The organism is Shimia sp. MIT910701 (genome assembly GCF_047126315.1).
Classification (GTDB): Bacteria; Pseudomonadota; Alphaproteobacteria; order Rhodobacterales; family Rhodobacteraceae; genus Shimia.
On sequence record NZ_CP138953.1, the window covers coordinates 4,195,601 to 4,212,053 of the forward strand.

Below are 16,453 nucleotides of genomic sequence, written 5' to 3' on the forward strand. Positions count from 1 at the left end.
GCAACAGGCTTAATTTGACGGCGTGGCGTTTGCCCTCAGAAAGTCGTCCAGTTCGACGTAGAGCTGTTTGCGCTCGTCTTCGCTAAGAAAGCTTCCGATCTCCACGATACGGCCATTGCCTGTGAGGGTCACGTAGTTGGGGACAGGGCCGCCAAAAGCATGCAGCTCGGCACGGGTCCAGTAGATGTTGCACTCCCACTCTTTGGCGGCGCCGCGCGCGGGGGAGTGGCGCAGATGCAGGATGTCGTCGGCCAAAGTGAGCTCTTCGAGGATCTCGCCGTCTTTGTAAGAGCGCTCCAGCCCCCACCAGAGGCCGCCGACCATCACCAGAATGAACGGCAGAATGCCCCAAAGCGCCACAGACCCCAAAAGGCCGTAGAGCGGGATGGTGCCCATGGTGAAGGCAAAGAGAATCATCGCGGCAAAGCCCCGGCGTGGCAGAGAGCGGTGCGGCCAGAGGGTCAGGACGGGCTGGTCTGGGTTGGTTTGGAGTGTCCAGCGGTGGGGCATCAGGTCAGCCTTGCGTCAGGCAGGGGCCAGCCCCTCTTGCGCGCGGGCGCGCAATTCACCCTGGGATATTTGGGGAAGGAGAATGGGGCGCGTTGGTTTTTGTGGGTCATGTCGCGTCTTTGCCGCGGGCTAAAAGAACGTAGCGGCCTAGTACAGTGGGGTCATTGGGAGTGTAGGTGATCTCGGCAAAGCCGGCGGTTTGCAGGATGTCGAGGTATTCGACGGGAGACAGGCTGCCGTGATAGACAGGCTCTCCCGCCACGGTGCCAGTGACCTCACCTTCGTCATCGCCCACGGTCAGCAGAAGGTGGCCGCCGGGTCTGAGGTGGTTTAGAATCAGTGGCAGGGTTGTCCGTTGTTCTGCGGGGCTGAGGTGAAAGAAGGCGTCCCAGCTGAGGATGGCGTCAAAGGTCTGGCCTAAATCAAGGTGGCGCATGTCAGCGACCTGGAATGTGGCGTCTGGAACATTGGCCTGCGCACGGGCAATCATGGCGGCGCTGGCGTCGACGCCGACAACCTCATGCCCAAGCCCAACCAGATGGCTGCTCAGCGGCCGACCTGCGCCGCAACCGAGGTCAAGGATATTGGAGGGGACTGTCAGGCCCTCGAGCCAGCGGGAGAGCCAGTCTTTTTCCCGCAAAGACGTATCGCGACCCTCGTCCCAGACGGCGGCGTTGCGCTCGTAGACGCCAGCCATCCCGGCCTTGATCGTTTCCAAATCCGTGTCTGACATCCGCAAGGGCCCTCGCCTCATAAGAAAAGGCCCCGGAGCATCGCTGCGCCGGGGCCTCTTTGATCTTCTACCTGAGAGGCCTCACCTTAGTGAGAGTGGCCTTTGTCCCAGTCTTCCTGCTTTGGCAGGATCTCGAAGGTGTGCTCTGGGGGTGGGCTTGGCAGGGTCCATTCCAGAGTGTCGGCGTACTCGTTCCAGTAGTTGTTCTCGGTCACTTTCGCGCCGCGGAACAGCGAGTAGATGATCACACCGAAGAAGAACAGGAAGGATGCGAAGGAAATGAACGCGCCGTAGGAGCTGATCTTGTTCCAATATGCAAAGGCTTCCGGATAGTCGATGTAACGACGTGGCATGCCCTGACGCCCCAAGAAGTGCTGTGGGAAGAAGGTCAGGTTCGCGCCGATGAAGAACAGCCAGAAGTGCAGCTTGCCCGCCCACTCAGGGTAGTGACGACCGGTCATCTTGCCGAAGTAGAAGTAGATACCGGCGAAGATGGCGAATACCGCACCCAGCGACATAACATAGTGGAAGTGCGCAACCACGTAGTAGGTGTCGTGGTAGTAGCGGTCCACAGAGGCTTGCGACAGAACGATGCCGGTCACGCCGCCCATGGTGAAGAGGAAGAGGAAGCCGAAGGCCCAGAGCATCGGGGTTCTGAACTCGATGGAGCCGCCCCACATGGTGGCGATCCAGCTAAAGATTTTTACCCCGGTTGGCACCGCGATGACCATGGTGGCCAGCATAAAGTAGGACTGCTGAGTAAGGCTCATACCCACGGTGTACATGTGGTGCGCCCACACAACGAAGCCCAGAGCACCAATCGCGATGATCGCCCAGACCATTGGCAGGTAGCCAAAGACCGGCTTGCGCGCGAAGGTCGCAATCACGTGAGAGATGATGCCGAAGCCTGGCAGGATCACGATGTACACTTCCGGGTGGCCGAAGAACCACAGGATGTGCTGATACAGGATCGGGTCGCCGCCGCCAGCTGGATCAAAGAAGGTGGTGCCGAAGTTACGGTCGGTCAGCAGCATGGTGATGGCGCCGGCCAGAACGGGCAGAGCCAGGAGGATCAGCCACGCGGTCACAAAGATGGACCAGGCAAACAGAGGCACTTTGAACAGGGTCATGCCAGGGGCACGCATGTTCAGGAAGGTGGTGATGATGTTGATTGCACCCAGGATCGAAGAGGCACCGGAGACGTGCACCGCAAAGATCGCGAGGTCCATCGACATGCCGTCCTCAATGGTGGAGAGCGGTGGGTACAGGACCCAGCCGACACCAGAGCCAAGCTGTTGGCTGCCATCTGCCATTGCCGGACCACCGCCTGGTGCAAACATTGAGGCGACACCCAGCAGGGTACCGGCCACGTAGAGCCAGAAGGACAGGTTGTTCATACGTGGGAACGCCATATCCGGCGCACCGATCTGCAGCGGCATGAAGTAGTTGCCGAAGCCGCCGAACAGCGCAGGGATCACCACGAAGAACATCATCAGGACGCCGTGGTAGGTGATCAGAACGTTCCAAAGGTGGCCGTTTGGCGTACAGGGGCCATCACCGCCGCCAAAGAAGCGTGCGCCTTCCAGACACATGTATTGCACACCCGGGTCCATCAGCTCCATGCGCATCAGCACGGTGAAGAATACGGAGATCAGACCGGCCAGTGCCGATACGATCAGATAAAGGATGCCAATGTCCTTGTGGTTGGTCGACATGAACCAGCGAGTGAAAAATCCGCGCTCGTCATGATGGTCGTGGCCTTGAATGGCTGCGTCTGCCATGCGTTGCCTCCTGTTGAATTGTATCTGGGCGTGCGGAATCCCGCCGACGCCTGGTTCCCGGTCGTTTTAGGGTGCTGAGCGCGTGGTCGCAATCTCCGTAATTGACCTAGATCAAAAAAAATTGTCGCAGGCAGGCGAGGAAAATGCGCAAGGTACGGCGATTTGTTCCAATTTTGTTCTGTTTTCACGCTACGGTGGTGAGAACCACTTGGGAATCAGCACATGCGTAGAGATCAGAAATACACCGCTTTTTTGGACCTGCATCAGGGAAACAAGGCTTTTGTGATGCCAAATCCTTGGGATGCGGGAAGTGCGCGGGTGTTGGCGGCCGAAGGTTTCGCGGCATTGGCGACCACCAGTGCAGGGGCTGCCGTGACCCAAGGCCTCCGCGACGGGGCAGCAAGCATGACGCGGGCGGCGATTCTCTCCAACGCGGCGGAGATTGTGGCGGCCACAGACCTGCCGGTGTCCGCCGATCTGGAGGACGGTTTTGGCCTGGCCCCGGAAACCTGCGCCAAGACCATAGTCATGGCGGCGGAGGTTGGGCTGGTTGGCGGCTCGATTGAAGATGCCACCGGCGGTGAGGACGCGGGCGTGATGGATATGGGACTGGCGGTGGAGCGCATTGCCGCCGCGGCGGAGGCGGCAAAGGCCCATCAGTTTGTGCTGACAGCACGGGCGGAGAACTATTTGCACGGACGGCCTGACTTAAAAGACACAATTGCACGGCTGCAGGCGTTTGAGGCGGCGGGGGCCGATGTGCTTTATGCGCCGGGCCTGCCGGACCTGGACGCAATCCGGACTGTGTGCGCCGAGGTGAGCAAACCGGTGAATGTGGTGATGGGGCTGCGGGCGCCATTTTATACGGTGCAGGAATTGTCAGAGGTTGGTGTGGCGCGGATCAGCGTGGGCGGGTCCCTGGCCCGGTTGGCGTATGGCGCGGTGCAGCAGGCGATGCGCGCGGTGTTGCAGGACGGGGCCTTTGCCTATGCCGACAAGGCGATGCCGGGGGCGGAGTTGATGGGGCTCATGCGGGCACAGCCAACACCGCGCGTGTAAAAGAAACGCCCGCATTGGGGGTGCGGGCGTTTCAGGGGCTTCCAAAGGGTGCAGTGCAGGAACACACACCGGGTTGTCACCCTTCGAAAATCAGCGGCGACTTATCTTGGGCGACGTTTTTGAAAGCTGGGGTCCGGCGTGCCCTTGTGGCAGCGCGGGATCACAGGAAAACTGTCGGTGAGAAAATAGGCGTAGGTGCCTTGCGGGTAATCTGCGGTTTTCACAAATGCGCCGTTGCATTCATCCAACGTCCCTGCCCCGGCGACATATCTGTAGTCTTGGACAAAGGTGCCATCGTGACGGCCGGTGGGGCCGTTGCCGGTGCGGTTGCCGGATTTAAGACGATAGGAACTGGTCATTTGCGTGACGCGGCCATTCACTGTGGCGGTGATGGCGTAGATCGGGAAGCCGTCCGCCGCAAAACCGATCAGCGGCGATTCCGCCTGGCGCGACCAACCAAGTTGCTGCATCAGCCCAACCGGCAAGCCGTGATAGTGATACGCCCCGGTGGGCTGCACATGAGCGTAGTTGGCATCCAAGCCGAGCGGCACCGCGCCACCGAGCGCTTCATACTGCCAGCCGGAGCGCGGGTTGCCGCGCCAGAACTCGGCCGCGCCGGGATCAAATGGCACGCCGTTGACGCCTACACCGAAGATACTCATGCGGCTTTGCGTGCTGAGCACGGTCTTCTGCGGTGTGAGCGGCATAGTAAAGGTATAGGACTGAGCCTTGATGCGATTGGGGTTGCCGCTGTTGGGGAACCGGCCCACCTTATGGGCGGGGATGCCATTGGCGGTAATCACCCGCTTGGAGCCCTTTTGGGAGATGCTCACCTTGTTGCGGCCTGCGGTCTTGGTGGCCTTCACCAGACTAAGCGGTTCGGACTCGGTGGCGGTGTGTTGCCGCATTGGCGGACGCCCCTGGGCATCGCTGCTTGCCGCGGCGCCCACAACAATAGCCACGGCCAGAACGCCGAGCTTCACGTTTTCCAACAAAGTCATGTGGTTCCCTCCAGAAATCCCCTACGGCATGACAGTCACAGGCCCCTGCCCGTCCGCGCCAAAATCCAACAGCATGGTGAAAATGCCGGGCACCGCATCGTCAAACCGCAGGGTCAGCTTTTGCTCCTCCAGCCCGCCGGCAGGCACGGTGAAGGGCAGCTTTTGTCCTGAGAGTTTGGCGACGTCGACCGAGATGCCTTCCAGCGTCATGGGCTCGGTGCCAGCGTTGTAGAATGTCAGCACCAGATCCAGACGACGCTTGCGGCGGCGGGTCACGGTGGATGTGACCGTCAGGTGGCTCATGCCATGTCCGGCGTGCGCCAAAGCCCCGGCCGGGGCCAACAAAAGCATGGCCAGAAAGCTGCGGCGGCTGAGTGTCTGTGTGGTGTCTGTCATGGAAGCTACTACGTGCCTTATTGAGGGTTCCGTCGGTGAAAAATCAAAAATCACATTTTTTTCGGCAAGGCGACATTTTCCACTTGCAGCCCGCCGAGACTCTTTATATTTCACGCCTCACCCAAGGAAGCGGGCGTAGCTCAGGGGTAGAGCATAACCTTGCCAAGGTTAGGGTCGGGCGTTCGAATCGCCTCGCCCGCTCCAATATCTCCCACGCGGAGAGAGTGATGAAGGCGCGGATTTATCCGCGCCTTTTCGCGTTTCTGGACCACTTTTCAGGTACTTAAAAACTTTCTGCGGATTGTGTGAATTTCTTTCGAATTGGGGGTTGCGGTCCCCCGTGGGGAGCGCTAAATCACGGCCATCCAAACGGTGCGGGCGTAGCTCAGGGGTAGAGCATAACCTTGCCAAGGTTAGGGTCGGGCGTTCGAATCGCCTCGCCCGCTCCATTTGGATCTAACGCAAAAAGGCGCCAGGGTTTCCCGGCGCCTTTTGTTTTTTCCGCATGATTTGAATGACTTAAGGTGACGGACGCAAAGGTGCGCCCGCCGGTGTATTCGCTCAGAGGCTTTCCGCGAGCCGCGTGGCCAAAGCATTCTGCCGCTGAATCACCGAAGCCAAGTTGATGCTGGTCATATGGCCATCGCGCACGATCTGCCGGCCTTCGACAAAAAGATCGCGCACGGTGGTTGGACCTGCCAGAAGAATCGCCGCCTGATCCCAGCTGCCCGCGCTGTGCACGCCGGTGACATCCCAAATCGCAATGTCGGCGCGCTTACCGACAGCGATCTGGCCGCAATCATGACGGCCCAGCACCTCTGCCCCGCCTCGCGTGGCAATTTCCAGCGCTTCGCGGGGGGACATGGCGTCCGCGCCCAGAGCGACTCGCTGCAACAACATCGCCTGGCGGGCTTCGGCCACCAGATTGCCCGCGTCGTTGGAGGCAGAGCCGTCTACACCAAGGCCCACAGGCACTTTGGCGTCGCGCATGGCGCGCACGGGCGCGATGCCACTGCCCAGGCGGCAGTTGGAACAAGGGCAATGGGCGACGCCGGTTTTGGTGCGGGCAAAAAGCGCGATTTCGCTTTCATCCAGCTTCACGCAATGGGCGTGCCAAACGTCCTCGCCTACCCAGCCAAGCTCTTCAGCGTATTGGCCAGGGCGGCAGCCGAAGTTTTCCAGCGAGTAGGCAATGTCTTCGTCGTTTTCCGCCAAATGGGTGTGCAGCATCACACCTTTGTCGCGCGCCAAGATGGCCGCGTCGCGCATCAACTCGCGAGACACGGAAAACGGCGAACAAGGGGCCACGCCGACGCGCACCATGCTGCCGTCGCGGGCGTCGTGGTGGGTGTCGATTAGACGAATGGCGTCTTTGAGGATGGCGTCTTCTTTTTCGACCAGCGAATCCGGGGGCAGGCCGCCGTCGCTTTCGCCAATGCTCATGGCGCCACGGGTGGGATGGAAACGCATCCCAACCTCCTTGGCAGCCTCGATGGTGTCATCCAGGCGCGATCCATTTGGATAGAGATAGAGGTGATCCGAGGTCAGGGTGCAGCCAGAGAGCGCCAGTTCGGCAAGGCCAATCTGGGCTGAGATGTTCATCTCTTCTGACCCAAAACGTGACCAGATCGGATAAAGCCGTTGCAGCCAGCCAAACAGCAGGGCGTCCTGTCCGCCTGGCACAGCCCGGGTCAAGGTTTGGTAAAGGTGGTGATGCGTGTTCACCAAGCCAGGCGTGACCACGCAGCCGTCAGCAAAAACGGTCTCGCCATCGGTTGTGAGGTTCTCGCCAATCTCGGCAATCACACCATCCTTGATGCGGATGTCATGCGTCGCCAGTTCGCGGCGATCGTCATCCATGGTCAGAACAGTCTGAGCGGATTTGATCAGGGTTTCAGCGGCTTGAGCCATATGCGCATTCCTTGGGCCTAAAGTCGGGCCCGATTCGGTAGCGATATGAGGCACAGCGACAGAATGCGGGCAAAGGACTCGCTGTGCCCGCCCATCATAGCGAAGCGGCGGGGCCGCAATCAAGGGTGGTGCGTTTTACGCCTGCTGCAAGAGCGCCAAAGCCTGTGCGTGCAGCTCTTTGTTGGCCGCAGCCACAACCTGTCCACCGTTATGCGCGGGGCCGCCCTGCCAATTGGTGACAATGCCGCCAGCCGCCTCGATCACCGCGATGGGCGCCTGAATGTCATAGGCGTTAAGACCCGCTTCGATCACCAGATCGATCTGACCTGCGGCCAAAAGGGCATAGGCGTAGCAATCCATGCCGTATCGGGTGAGCTTGGTTTGAGATGCGACTCGCTCAAAGACTGCGCGCTCCGCCTCAGTGCCAACTTCGGGGAAGGTTGTGAAGATCACCGACTCCGCCAGAGTGGCTGTGTCGCGGGTTTTGAGCAGCATAGTGCCCTGCGGTCCGTGGGCTTCAGCGACGCCAAAGCCACCTTTGAAGCGCTCGCCAATATAGGGTTGATCCACGACGCCGTAGATCGGGCCAGTGTCATCCGACAGCGCGATCAATACACCCCAGGTTGGCGTGCCAGAGATAAACGCGCGGGTACCATCGATGGGGTCCAAGACCCAGGTCAGGCCGCTGCTGCCCTCAGATTTGCCAAACTCTTCGCCAAAAATGCCGTCCTTAGGGCGGCGCTCTGCCAATACTGCGCGCATTGCTTCCTCCGCGGCGCGATCTGCCACCGTCACAGGGTCAAACCCCTCAGACAGTTTATTGTCTGCGGTGAGCGCCGTGCTGCGAAAGTGGGGAAGAATGGCCGCGCGGGCCGCATCAGCCATGGCGTCCGCCACAGCGATCAGGTCGTTCTGTTCTGGTGTCATCGGTCACAGTCTCCGCTCTGGCGTTCGCGCCATGGCTAGACCAGAGCGGGAATGGACTCAAGCGACGTCAGACAAGACGCGGGCCAATTCAAACAGGCGCCGGCGCTGGTTTTCCGGAATGGCATAGTAGCTGCGGATCAGATCCAGCGCTTCTTTGTCGGCCATGATGTCGGCAGGCACGCTGCCGGAGCTTGCGCCATCGCTGTCGCTTTCGAGACCTTCAAAGAAGAAGCTGACCGGCACGTCCAGAGCGTCGGAAATGTCCCAAAGCCGAGAGGCGCTGACACGGTTGGCACCGGTTTCATACTTTTGAATCTGTTGAAACTTGATCCCGACTTGCTCGGCCAGTTGTTGCTGCGTCATCCCCGTCAGCCACCGGCGTTGGCGGATTTTCTTGCCAACATGCACGTCCACTGGATGTGTCATCACACGTCTCCTTCCGAATTAAATATCGGGCCGCAGCCAAGGACCAAGCAGTCCACCAGCAGCGTCACCAATTCGTTTAGTGAAGTTATCGCGCATCCCTTTCGCGATAATTCACCTTAGCAGTTTTCGCCTTATAATCAAGGGAAAGAATGTGTCCTAACCCTTCTGGATAGTGTGGCTCATTCAATCGGAGATTGTCATGTTAAGCACTTCCCGCGCCATCAAATGTTCAGCCAGAGGGTGACGTCGTGTCGCAATCCTCTGTTTTCAAGGGATCAGCTTTGACTTGATCGCGGACGCTTGTGTATTCGAACCTGAGATCAGGAGATTAAGATGCGCGCCTTTCAAGTAACATCCCATGACACCGCCCCTACCCTTGTAGATATTGCCACACCCGAACCTGGCCCCGGGGAGATCCGGGTGAAGATCAAAGCCTGCGCACTGAATTTTGGCGATTTGCTGATGATCAAGGGCACCTATCAGGCCACACCGCCGGTGCCATTTACGCTGGGCATGGAAGTGGCGGGCGTGGTGGATGCGCTGGGACCGGACACCGATGGGCCTGCAGTTGGCTCGGATGTGCTGGTGTTTGGCGGCAGCGGTGGCTTGGCCGAGTTTGGCGTGTATCCCGCAGAAAGCGCCGTGCCAATGCCCAAGGGCATGAGCTTTGAAGATGCGGCGGCCTTCCCTGTGGCCTACGGCACCAGCCATGTGGCGCTGGACCATCGCGCCAAATTGCAGCCCGGCGAAAACCTCCTTGTGCTGGGTGCCGCAGGCGGCGTGGGCCTCACGGCGGTGGAGCTGGGCAAGATCATGGGGGCCAATGTGATTGCCTGCGCCCGTGGTGCGGACAAGCTGGAAGTGGCCAAGGCGGCGGGCGCGGATCACTTGATTGACGCGACGGACGCGGACATTCGCACCGAAGTGAAAGCCCTTGGCGGGGCCGATGTCGTCTATGACCCTGTGGGCGGCGATCAGTTCAAAGCGGCCTTCCGCGCCTGCAACCCGGAGGCGCGGCTTTTGCCCTTGGGCTTTGCCAGCGGAGAGGTGCCGCAAATTCCAGCCAACCACCTGCTGGTGAAAAACCTGACGGTGATTGGCCTCTATTGGGGCGGGTACTTGTCATTCAAGCCAGAGGTGTTGACCGGCAGCATGCGCACGCTGTTTGGCTGGTACGGCGAAGGCAAGCTAAAGCCGCATGTCAGCAATGTCCTGCCGCTGGAACAGGCGGCAGAGGCCTATGAGCTCCTGCGCAGCCGCAAATCCACCGGCAAGGTTGTTGTGACGGTTGAGTAAAGCCTAGCCAACCACGCCAAGGCGGGGCGGGCTTTCCAGCGGCGTGTGCATCGGCTGGAAGCTTTTGCGGATCAACTCGGCCAGATGGGCGACCATGTCGCCCTTGGCCTGCTCTGCGCCATACATATTGATGTGCTGCTCACCAAGGTCGGGCAAGGCGCCGCCGTGATCGATCACCTCAAGATGACGGGGTTCTGTGCCTTGAATCATCGCCCCAACCCCCAGATCGGCGGCAATAGTGGCCTCTACGGTGCGGTCGGATTCCGTTTCAACCGAGCTGTCCCATTCGATGCCAGCTTTGTCCAAGAGACCAATCGCAGTGGGCCGGAACAGGCATTGGCGACCAGAGGCGAAGGGAATCGGCCGGCGGCGCCAGCTTGCTCCACCCGGTGCGCCTATCCAAACCAATGGCAAGGTGCAGAGGCCTTCCGAGTTTTCCGGCGTGTTGCGCTCGGTCGTGAGGATCAAGTCGATTTCGCCCTTTTCGAATTGCTGCTTCAGCTCAACCGTAAAAGACGAACACAGATTGACTTTCACCCTTGGAAATGCGGCCGCAAATTGCTGCATCACGCGGGGAATGGTCGGGTAGACGATGTCATGCGGCACACCAAGTGTCACCGCGCCTTCAAACTCATCGTGGCTCAGGCGGCGCATGATTTCGTCGTTGAGGGTGACCATGCGACGGGCATAGCCCAGCATCTGCTCGCCAGCAGGGGTCAGCGCGATGCCGCGCCCGGAGCGGTCGAGCAGGTCCACGCCAATGAGTTCCTCAAGCCGTTTGAGCTGCATAGACACAGCCGACTGGGTGAGATGCAGAAAGCCTGCGGCCTTGGTTACGCCGCCCATATCGGCGACGGCAACAAAGCTTCGCAGCGTGGTTACATCAAGATTGCGCATGGCTGTCCCTCAATTGATTTAGGTTTCTGATCTATCATCACGATCTGTGATGAAGATCGTCACAAACATTCGCCTTCAAAATACACATAGACCGCCATATACATCAAGTAATTTGATGCAGACCCGAAGATCAATCGCAAACAAGGAAAGGAGCGACCCCATGGCCTTCATCACCACTTCCTCCGCCCCTCGTGGTTCCAAACTGTCCTTTGCCGGCGTTGTAAAAGCCTTTGCCGTATCCCGTCAGCGCCGCCAACTGGCACAACTCGACGCCGCTGCGCTGCAAGACATGGGCCTGAGCAAGGCGGATGTAGAGTTTGAATTGAAACGCTCCGTCTGGGATGTGCCGGCGCATTGGCGCGGCTGAACAAACGTTAACATTGATGCGGATTTTCGCCGCTTTGGGCGGCGGAAATCCTTGAATTCACGCCCTCCCTCACCGATATTCCCTATTGAAACCCTCTGAACGTCTGGTTCTGGGGGCAATAAAGTTAACTCGGAGGCTTTGATGGCTGAATTTGACACGATCCGCGGCACGGCATCTGCCAGCGCGGCTCAGATTGACGAGGGCCTGCGCGCCCACATGAACAAGGTCTATGGCAACATGTCCGTGGGCATGTTGATCACCTTTGCCGCCGCTTGGGCCCTGTCCGGTCTGGCTGTTGATCCATCGTCCCCAACTGGTCTGTCCACTTTGGGGGAGACCTTGTACCTCTCCAACTTTAAATGGGTTGTGATGTTTGCTCCGCTGGCGATGGTCTTTGGCTTTGGCATGGCGATCAACCGCCTGTCCGCCGCTGGCGCTCAGCTGTTCTTCTACACCTTTGCGGCGCTCATGGGCGCATCGATCAGCTCTATTTTCCTGGTGTTCACCGGTGAGTCGATCATCCAGACCTTCCTGATCACCGCGATCGCCTTTGCGGGCCTGTCGCTCTATGGCTACACCACCAAGAAGAACCTGTCCGGCATGGGCACCTTCCTGATGATGGGTCTGATCGGCCTGATCGTGGCATCGATTGTGAACATCTTCCTCGCGTCGTCCGCAATGGCCTTTGCGATCTCCGCAATTGGTGTTCTGATCTTTGCCGGTCTGACCGCGTATGACACCCAGAAGATCAAGAACGACTACATTCAGCACGCCCACATGGGTGACGGCGAGTGGCTGGCGAAATCCGCGATCATGGGCGCTTTGACCCTGTATCTGGACTTCATCAACCTGTTCATGTTCCTGCTGCAGTTCCTCGGCAACCGCGAGTGATCCTTGCAGGATAGCAAACGAGAAGGCCGGTCACTGTGACCGGCCTTTTTTGTGTCCGCTTATAACTTCAATGGAAGGCTATCACACAATGTCAAAGTAAGCTTTGGCAGCGCCCGAACCGCCCCCACGGGGCGGGCGCTTCGCTTCCCGCCCCTCGGTTCGTGCGCGGGCAATCCTTTAGGCATACTCCGGCGCGCAGAGGCTGCGGCGCATTTGGATGGCGGGGAAGTGCACACCTGGAGCCAATGTGAGCTCGACTTCAGTGGTTTCCTCAAAGCCCATAGAGGCGTAGAAATCACGTGCAGTGATCGAGCTCATGCAGCTCATCTCCCTCATCCCGTGGGCTTCCGCAGAGGCCAGAGACACGTCGATCAACGACCGTGCCACGCCACGACGCAGCCAATCCGACCGCGTCGCCACGTGCCGCACATGACCGAGGTGAGTCCCTGTGATGCCATGTGAAGGGCTAAGATCAGTCCAGCCCCCGGCCCCAATGATGTCATCGGTTTCCACACATTCCGCAACAAAATAGGTGCCGCATGACAGCAACGCTGGCTGCGCTTTGGTAAACAGCGGGAGCGCTACATCCAGCACAGCCTCCTCATAATCTTCAGGCAACAGGTCCGGAAAGGACCGTGCATAGAGATCAGACAATGCAGCTGCATCATCGGGCTTGGCGGGGCGGATAAAAAATGGATGGGGCATTTGGGAACCCTCCTGAAGAAAACTTATTGTTTTTTTTTCAGGCGCGGTTTCCCAGAAAAGCAAAAAGCCGCGCCTTGGTTTGGCGCGGCTTTTGCATGTGTCTCAGAAAGTGATCTTACTTGATCTTGCCTTCTTTGTACTCGACATGCTTGCGCACCACCGGGTCGTATTTGCGGACGACCATCTTTTCGGTCATGGTACGTGCGTTTTTCTTGGTCACGTAGAAATGGCCCGTGCCCGCGGTCGAGTTCAGACGGATCTTGATTGTCGTCGGCTTCGCCATTGTGCTTCTCCTGCGCCGGGGCACAGATACCCCGTGTAAATCTCTTGAAGCCCGCCTTTTAATGATGGCTGGGGCCGAGTCAATGGGGTTGGCGCGGGATTCCTCAAGAAAAGTGCAATCCTTTGAAAATATCCCCACCTCACCGCTTTGCAGCGCGGAAACGAAGGAGTAATTTTGTCCGGATACAAAGTGCATGGGCTCTTTGAAAGGGAAAACACTTGGCTTGGTTCTGGATCGCGACAACGATTCCCGTGGTGCTGTTGGCGCTTGGCGGGCTGTTGGGTGGTCTGTGGTCGGTCGCGGCGCTGGCCTATATGAGCGGGCTGATCCATGTGATGGACCGGCTGGTGCAGGGCGCAGCGGCGAAAACCGGTGAGGATGGCGAGTTTCCCAGCGGTATGCGGCTGTCGCTGGTGTTGGGTCTGGTGCATTTCCCATTGATGATATTGGCCGTGATGGCTTTGGCGGGGGCTACAGGGATCAGCCTTGGCGCCAAAATCTGCTGTTTTCTGGCGTTTGGACTGTTCTTTGGACAGGTCAGCAATGCCAATGCCCATGAGTTGATCCACAAATCGGCAAGGTTTCCACGCAAGCTGGGCATGTGGGTCTACATCTCCCTGCTGTTTGGGCACCACACCTCCGCCCATCCCAAAGTGCATCACATCTGGGTGGCGACCGACAAAGACCCCAACAGCCCCCAAGATAGCGAGCACTTCTATCATTTCTGGCCACGGGCCTGGATTGGCTCATTTGTGGCCGGATGGCAGGCAGAGAATGCGATGCGCGCGCGGGCTGGAAGCCGCAAGTCGCTGCTGCATCCCTATGTGATCTATGTCGGCGGCGCGGTGCTTTGCATTGCGGTGGCGGCAAGGTTGGCCGGGGTGGGCGGTGTGTTGGCCTATGTGGCGCTGGCGAGTTACGGCAGCATGCAGCTTCTGCTGTCAGACTATGTGCAGCACTACGGGTTGCATCGCCAGGTTCGCGAAAACGGCAAGCCGGAACCGGTGGGGCCACAGCACAGCTGGAACGCGCCGCAGCTTTATACCTCCGCGCTGATGCTCAATGCGCCGCGTCATTCGGACCATCATATGGTGCCCACGCGGGACTACCCGGCCTTGAAACTGGACAAGTCGACCATGCCCACCCTGCCGCAGTCATTGCCGTTGATGGCCATTCTGGCGCTTTGGCCACGGCAATGGCGGCGGGTGATGGACCCGCGCGTTGAAAAGTTAAGGGCGGCAAAACTGCGCGCATCACAGCAATGAGACTGGATTGACACCCGCGCCTAGGGCAGCATGGCACCATGAAGTATGTGAGCATTGTTTTGGCGCTGTTAAGCAGCGCGGCGGCGGCGCAGGACGCCATGTCGGCAGCGGAATTTGAAGCCTATGTGTCTGGCAAGACCTTGTTTTACGAGGCGGACGGGCGGCGCTATGGCGTGGAAGAGTATTTGTCAGACCGGCGGGTGCGGTGGGCGTTTCTGGATGGCAGCGGCCAGTGCAAGGACGGCTATTGGTACGAGGACGCCGGGCAGATCTGTTTTGTCTATGAGGACACACCCGGCCCGCAATGCTGGAGTTTTTATGAAGACGGGCGGGGCTTGAGCGCCAAATTCGAAAACGAGCCGGACGGGCGGCTGCTGTATGAGATTGAGGACAGCTCCGAAGAGATGCTCTGTCTTGGGCCAGATGTTGGCGTTTAAGCCACTGCGTTAGAACAGGCTGCCCTGCTCTGGTGGCGGCGTTTTCTTCGCTTTGGGTTTTGGCGCGAGCTTGGGCTTTTCCGGTGCTGGCTGCGGCGGTACAGAGGGGGCAGCTGCGCCCCCTGCCCCTACGGACAGGCGGCCATCGGCAAATTCAATTTCCAAAGCGCTGGCGGCGCTGGCCTCGACAGATGTTTTCACCAACTGGCCGTCTCCGCGCACCACGGCGTAGCCGCGTTGCAACGTCGCGGTGTAACTCAGCGTTTCCCGCATGCGGTCCAATGAGGCCAGCCGGTCTTTGAGCGTTTGCACCTGACGGGTGCCTGCATCGGACAGACGACGCGACAGGTCGCTGACTTTGTCTTTTTGGCGGGAGATGTCGCGGGACAGCGCATCCACAGACAAGCGGTCGCCGTAGCGGCCCAACTGCTGCCGTCGAATTTCGATCATGCGCAGCAGGGTTTTGTCGCTTAATCCGCCAGATTTCTCCGCCAGAGTCACGCGGCGCGTCTGGATACCGGATTGCAACGCGCGGGGCAGTGCATCGGCGGCGGTGTCCAAGCGCTGTCGCGGGGTTTGCAGCAACGTGTCGGCACGCGGCAAGGCGCGGGCGAGATCACGCAGGCGTTGGTCGCGTTGGCGTAGGCCTTGCTCCAGCCCTCGAGTGAGGCGCGCGCCCTGTTCTTCGACCCAGGCCAACATGTCGAGCCGCACCGGTACGGCTAATTCCGCAGCAGCCGTTGGGGTTGGCGCGCGTTTGTCAGAGACAAAGTCGATCAGCGTTGTATCCGTCTCGTGACCCACTGCAGAGATCAGCGGGATGTCAGAGGCAGCCGCGGCGCGGGCCACCACTTCTTCATTGAAGCCCCAGAGGTCTTCGATGCTGCCACCGCCTCGGGCGACAATGATCAGATCTGGGCGCGGCATGGCACCACCGGGGGTGAGTTTGTTGAAACCTTCAATGGCGTTGGCCACTTGTGGCGCACATTGCTCACCTTGCACGGCGACAGGCCAGATCAGCACTTTGCGCGGGAAGCGATCCCGAAGCCGGTGCAGAATATCGCGGATCACGGCCCCGCTGGGCGAGGTCACAACACCGATGATTTCCGGCAGGTATGGCAACGGCTTTTTGCGTTCTTGGGCAAACAGCCCTTCGGCCTGCAACATGGCTTTGCGTTTTTCCAGCATCGCCATCAGCGCGCCGACGCCTGCCGGCTTCAGGTCTTCGATCACCAGTTGGTATTTGGATTGGCCTGGGAAGGTCGTCAGCCGCCCGGTGGCGACCACTTCCATGCCTTCTTCCGGACGGGTGGAAACCCGCGCCGCAACACCTTTCCACATTACGCCGGCAATCACCGAGCGGTCATCTTTTAGGTCCAGATAGACGTGGCCCGAGCGCGGAAAAGACACCCGGCCAATCTCGCCTTTGATGCGCACATGGGAGAACTCGCCCTCGATCATGCGTTTGATCGCACCGGAGAGTTCGGTGACGCTGAATTCCGGGGCGTTTTCGCCCTCTCTTGGGTCGTCGATCAGATCGGACATGGGTGCGCTGCTCAGTTCCCTTG

18 protein-coding genes and 2 tRNA genes are annotated in these 16,453 nt (G+C 59.4%); 8 read left to right on the forward strand and 12 right to left on the reverse strand.

What is annotated here, in order from left to right; all coding sequences use genetic code 11:
• Positions 1–9: 9 nt before the first annotated feature.
• From SIB38_RS20460 to ctaD, 3 genes are all read right to left on the reverse strand, one after another.
• Positions 10–510: a DUF2244 domain-containing protein gene (locus tag SIB38_RS20460; protein WP_294113210.1), complete on the reverse strand. Its 501-nt coding sequence runs from the start codon at positions 508–510 to the stop codon at positions 10–12.
• A gap of 106 nt (positions 511–616) precedes the next feature.
• Positions 617–1,243 (reverse strand): class I SAM-dependent methyltransferase, encoded by a 627-nt coding sequence (locus SIB38_RS20465; protein WP_412550945.1) that lies wholly within the window; start codon positions 1,241–1,243, stop codon positions 617–619.
• A gap of 86 nt (positions 1,244–1,329) precedes the next feature.
• Positions 1,330–3,024 (reverse strand): cytochrome c oxidase subunit I, encoded by a 1,695-nt coding sequence (ctaD, locus tag SIB38_RS20470; RefSeq protein ID WP_412550946.1) that lies wholly within the window; start codon positions 3,022–3,024, stop codon positions 1,330–1,332.
• Positions 3,025–3,246: 222 nt separating this feature from the next.
• Here ctaD and SIB38_RS20475 point away from each other — a divergent pair, with 222 nt between their 5' ends.
• Positions 3,247–4,083 (forward strand): isocitrate lyase/PEP mutase family protein, encoded by an 837-nt coding sequence (locus SIB38_RS20475; protein WP_294113205.1) that lies wholly within the window; start codon positions 3,247–3,249, stop codon positions 4,081–4,083.
• A gap of 101 nt (positions 4,084–4,184) precedes the next feature.
• On the opposite strand, the gene SIB38_RS20480 is transcribed toward SIB38_RS20475, so the two are convergent.
• Both SIB38_RS20480 and SIB38_RS20485 read right to left on the reverse strand, forming a co-directional pair.
• Positions 4,185–5,084 carry a YHYH protein gene (locus SIB38_RS20480; protein ID WP_412550947.1) on the reverse strand — a complete coding sequence of 300 codons (900 nt, stop codon included), beginning with the start codon at positions 5,082–5,084 and terminating at the stop codon, positions 4,185–4,187.
• Positions 5,085–5,105: 21 nt separating this feature from the next.
• Positions 5,106–5,480 (reverse strand): hypothetical protein, encoded by a 375-nt coding sequence (locus SIB38_RS20485; RefSeq protein WP_412550948.1) that lies wholly within the window; start codon positions 5,478–5,480, stop codon positions 5,106–5,108.
• A 129-nt stretch (positions 5,481–5,609) separates the two neighbouring features.
• Between SIB38_RS20485 and SIB38_RS20490 the strand changes: the two genes are divergently transcribed.
• Positions 5,610–5,684: transfer RNA gene (locus tag SIB38_RS20490), tRNA-Gly, on the forward strand.
• A 170-nt stretch (positions 5,685–5,854) separates the two neighbouring features.
• A tRNA-Gly gene (locus SIB38_RS20495) sits at positions 5,855–5,929 on the forward strand.
• A 112-nt stretch (positions 5,930–6,041) separates the two neighbouring features.
• On the opposite strand, the gene SIB38_RS20500 is transcribed toward SIB38_RS20495, so the two are convergent.
• The 3 genes from SIB38_RS20500 to SIB38_RS20510 form a co-directional block, all read right to left on the reverse strand.
• Positions 6,042–7,391 carry an 8-oxoguanine deaminase gene (locus SIB38_RS20500; protein ID WP_294113200.1) on the reverse strand — a complete coding sequence of 450 codons (1,350 nt, stop codon included), beginning with the start codon at positions 7,389–7,391 and terminating at the stop codon, positions 6,042–6,044.
• 135 nt (positions 7,392–7,526) lie between these two features.
• Positions 7,527–8,318, reverse strand: coding sequence for a histidinol-phosphatase (gene hisN / locus SIB38_RS20505; protein ID WP_412550949.1), 792 nt, complete (start codon positions 8,316–8,318; stop codon positions 7,527–7,529).
• A 57-nt stretch (positions 8,319–8,375) separates the two neighbouring features.
• On the reverse strand, positions 8,376–8,744 hold the full coding sequence (locus tag SIB38_RS20510; protein WP_168591397.1) for a helix-turn-helix domain-containing protein: 369 nt from the start codon (positions 8,742–8,744) through the stop codon (positions 8,376–8,378).
• A 333-nt stretch (positions 8,745–9,077) separates the two neighbouring features.
• On the opposite strand from SIB38_RS20510, the gene SIB38_RS20515 reads away from it, so the two are divergent.
• Positions 9,078–10,040 carry an NADPH:quinone oxidoreductase family protein gene (locus SIB38_RS20515; RefSeq protein WP_412550950.1) on the forward strand — a complete coding sequence of 321 codons (963 nt, stop codon included), beginning with the start codon at positions 9,078–9,080 and terminating at the stop codon, positions 10,038–10,040.
• 3 nt (positions 10,041–10,043) lie between these two features.
• Here SIB38_RS20515 and SIB38_RS20520 read toward each other — a convergent pair whose 3' ends face one another.
• A complete protein-coding gene (locus SIB38_RS20520; protein ID WP_294113194.1) occupies positions 10,044–10,937 on the reverse strand; it encodes a LysR family transcriptional regulator in 894 nt (297 codons plus the stop codon).
• A 160-nt stretch (positions 10,938–11,097) separates the two neighbouring features.
• Here SIB38_RS20520 and SIB38_RS20525 point away from each other — a divergent pair, with 160 nt between their 5' ends.
• Together SIB38_RS20525 and SIB38_RS20530 are read left to right on the forward strand one after the other, a co-directional pair.
• Positions 11,098–11,304, forward strand: a complete 207-nt coding sequence (locus tag SIB38_RS20525) for a DUF1127 domain-containing protein (RefSeq protein WP_294113192.1) — start codon at positions 11,098–11,100, stop codon at positions 11,302–11,304.
• 141 nt (positions 11,305–11,445) lie between these two features.
• Positions 11,446–12,195, forward strand: coding sequence for a Bax inhibitor-1/YccA family protein (locus SIB38_RS20530; RefSeq protein WP_294113189.1), 750 nt, complete (start codon positions 11,446–11,448; stop codon positions 12,193–12,195).
• 177 nt (positions 12,196–12,372) lie between these two features.
• Here SIB38_RS20530 and SIB38_RS20535 read toward each other — a convergent pair whose 3' ends face one another.
• Both SIB38_RS20535 and rpmG read right to left on the reverse strand, forming a co-directional pair.
• The gene (locus SIB38_RS20535) at positions 12,373–12,900 is read right to left on the reverse strand and encodes a GNAT family N-acetyltransferase (protein WP_294113187.1); all 528 of its coding nucleotides are present in this window, start codon (positions 12,898–12,900) and stop codon (positions 12,373–12,375) included.
• Between the two features lie 115 nt (positions 12,901–13,015).
• Complete coding sequence (rpmG, locus tag SIB38_RS20540) at positions 13,016–13,183, reverse strand: 50S ribosomal protein L33 (protein ID WP_007814563.1); 168 nt, start codon at positions 13,181–13,183, stop codon at positions 13,016–13,018.
• A gap of 218 nt (positions 13,184–13,401) precedes the next feature.
• Here rpmG and SIB38_RS20545 point away from each other — a divergent pair, with 218 nt between their 5' ends.
• Positions 13,402–14,448, forward strand: coding sequence for an alkane 1-monooxygenase (locus SIB38_RS20545; RefSeq protein WP_412550951.1), 1,047 nt, complete (start codon positions 13,402–13,404; stop codon positions 14,446–14,448).
• 38 nt (positions 14,449–14,486) lie between these two features.
• Positions 14,487–14,885: a hypothetical protein gene (locus SIB38_RS20550; RefSeq protein WP_294113181.1), complete on the forward strand. Its 399-nt coding sequence runs from the start codon at positions 14,487–14,489 to the stop codon at positions 14,883–14,885.
• Between the two features lie 9 nt (positions 14,886–14,894).
• Here SIB38_RS20550 and xseA read toward each other — a convergent pair whose 3' ends face one another.
• The gene (gene xseA, locus SIB38_RS20555) at positions 14,895–16,430 is read right to left on the reverse strand and encodes an exodeoxyribonuclease VII large subunit (RefSeq protein ID WP_294113180.1); all 1,536 of its coding nucleotides are present in this window, start codon (positions 16,428–16,430) and stop codon (positions 14,895–14,897) included.
• Between the last annotated feature and the right edge of the window lie 23 nt (positions 16,431–16,453).

Coding starts and splice junctions, on each gene's coding strand:
- SIB38_RS20530 (WP_294113189.1), top strand. CDS start 11,446: ATGGCTGAATTTGACACGATCCGCGGCACGGCATCTGCCAGCGCGGCT.
- SIB38_RS20480 (WP_412550947.1), bottom strand. CDS start 5,084: ATGACTTTGTTGGAAAACGTGAAGCTCGGCGTTCTGGCCGTGGCTATT.
- SIB38_RS20510 (WP_168591397.1), bottom strand. CDS start 8,744: ATGACACATCCAGTGGACGTGCATGTTGGCAAGAAAATCCGCCAACGC.
- SIB38_RS20460 (WP_294113210.1), bottom strand. CDS start 510: ATGCCCCACCGCTGGACACTCCAAACCAACCCAGACCAGCCCGTCCTG.
- hisN (WP_412550949.1), bottom strand. CDS start 8,318: ATGACACCAGAACAGAACGACCTGATCGCTGTGGCGGACGCCATGGCT.
- SIB38_RS20515 (WP_412550950.1), top strand. CDS start 9,078: ATGCGCGCCTTTCAAGTAACATCCCATGACACCGCCCCTACCCTTGTA.
- xseA (WP_294113180.1), bottom strand. CDS start 16,430: ATGTCCGATCTGATCGACGACCCAAGAGAGGGCGAAAACGCCCCGGAA.
- SIB38_RS20500 (WP_294113200.1), bottom strand. CDS start 7,391: ATGGCTCAAGCCGCTGAAACCCTGATCAAATCCGCTCAGACTGTTCTG.
- SIB38_RS20465 (WP_412550945.1), bottom strand. CDS start 1,243: ATGTCAGACACGGATTTGGAAACGATCAAGGCCGGGATGGCTGGCGTC.
- SIB38_RS20520 (WP_294113194.1), bottom strand. CDS start 10,937: ATGCGCAATCTTGATGTAACCACGCTGCGAAGCTTTGTTGCCGTCGCC.
- SIB38_RS20535 (WP_294113187.1), bottom strand. CDS start 12,900: ATGCCCCATCCATTTTTTATCCGCCCCGCCAAGCCCGATGATGCAGCT.
- SIB38_RS20550 (WP_294113181.1), top strand. CDS start 14,487: ATGAAGTATGTGAGCATTGTTTTGGCGCTGTTAAGCAGCGCGGCGGCG.
- SIB38_RS20475 (WP_294113205.1), top strand. CDS start 3,247: ATGCGTAGAGATCAGAAATACACCGCTTTTTTGGACCTGCATCAGGGA.
- SIB38_RS20525 (WP_294113192.1), top strand. CDS start 11,098: ATGGCCTTCATCACCACTTCCTCCGCCCCTCGTGGTTCCAAACTGTCC.
- ctaD (WP_412550946.1), bottom strand. CDS start 3,024: ATGGCAGACGCAGCCATTCAAGGCCACGACCATCATGACGAGCGCGGA.
- SIB38_RS20485 (WP_412550948.1), bottom strand. CDS start 5,480: ATGACAGACACCACACAGACACTCAGCCGCCGCAGCTTTCTGGCCATG.
- rpmG (WP_007814563.1), bottom strand. CDS start 13,183: ATGGCGAAGCCGACGACAATCAAGATCCGTCTGAACTCGACCGCGGGC.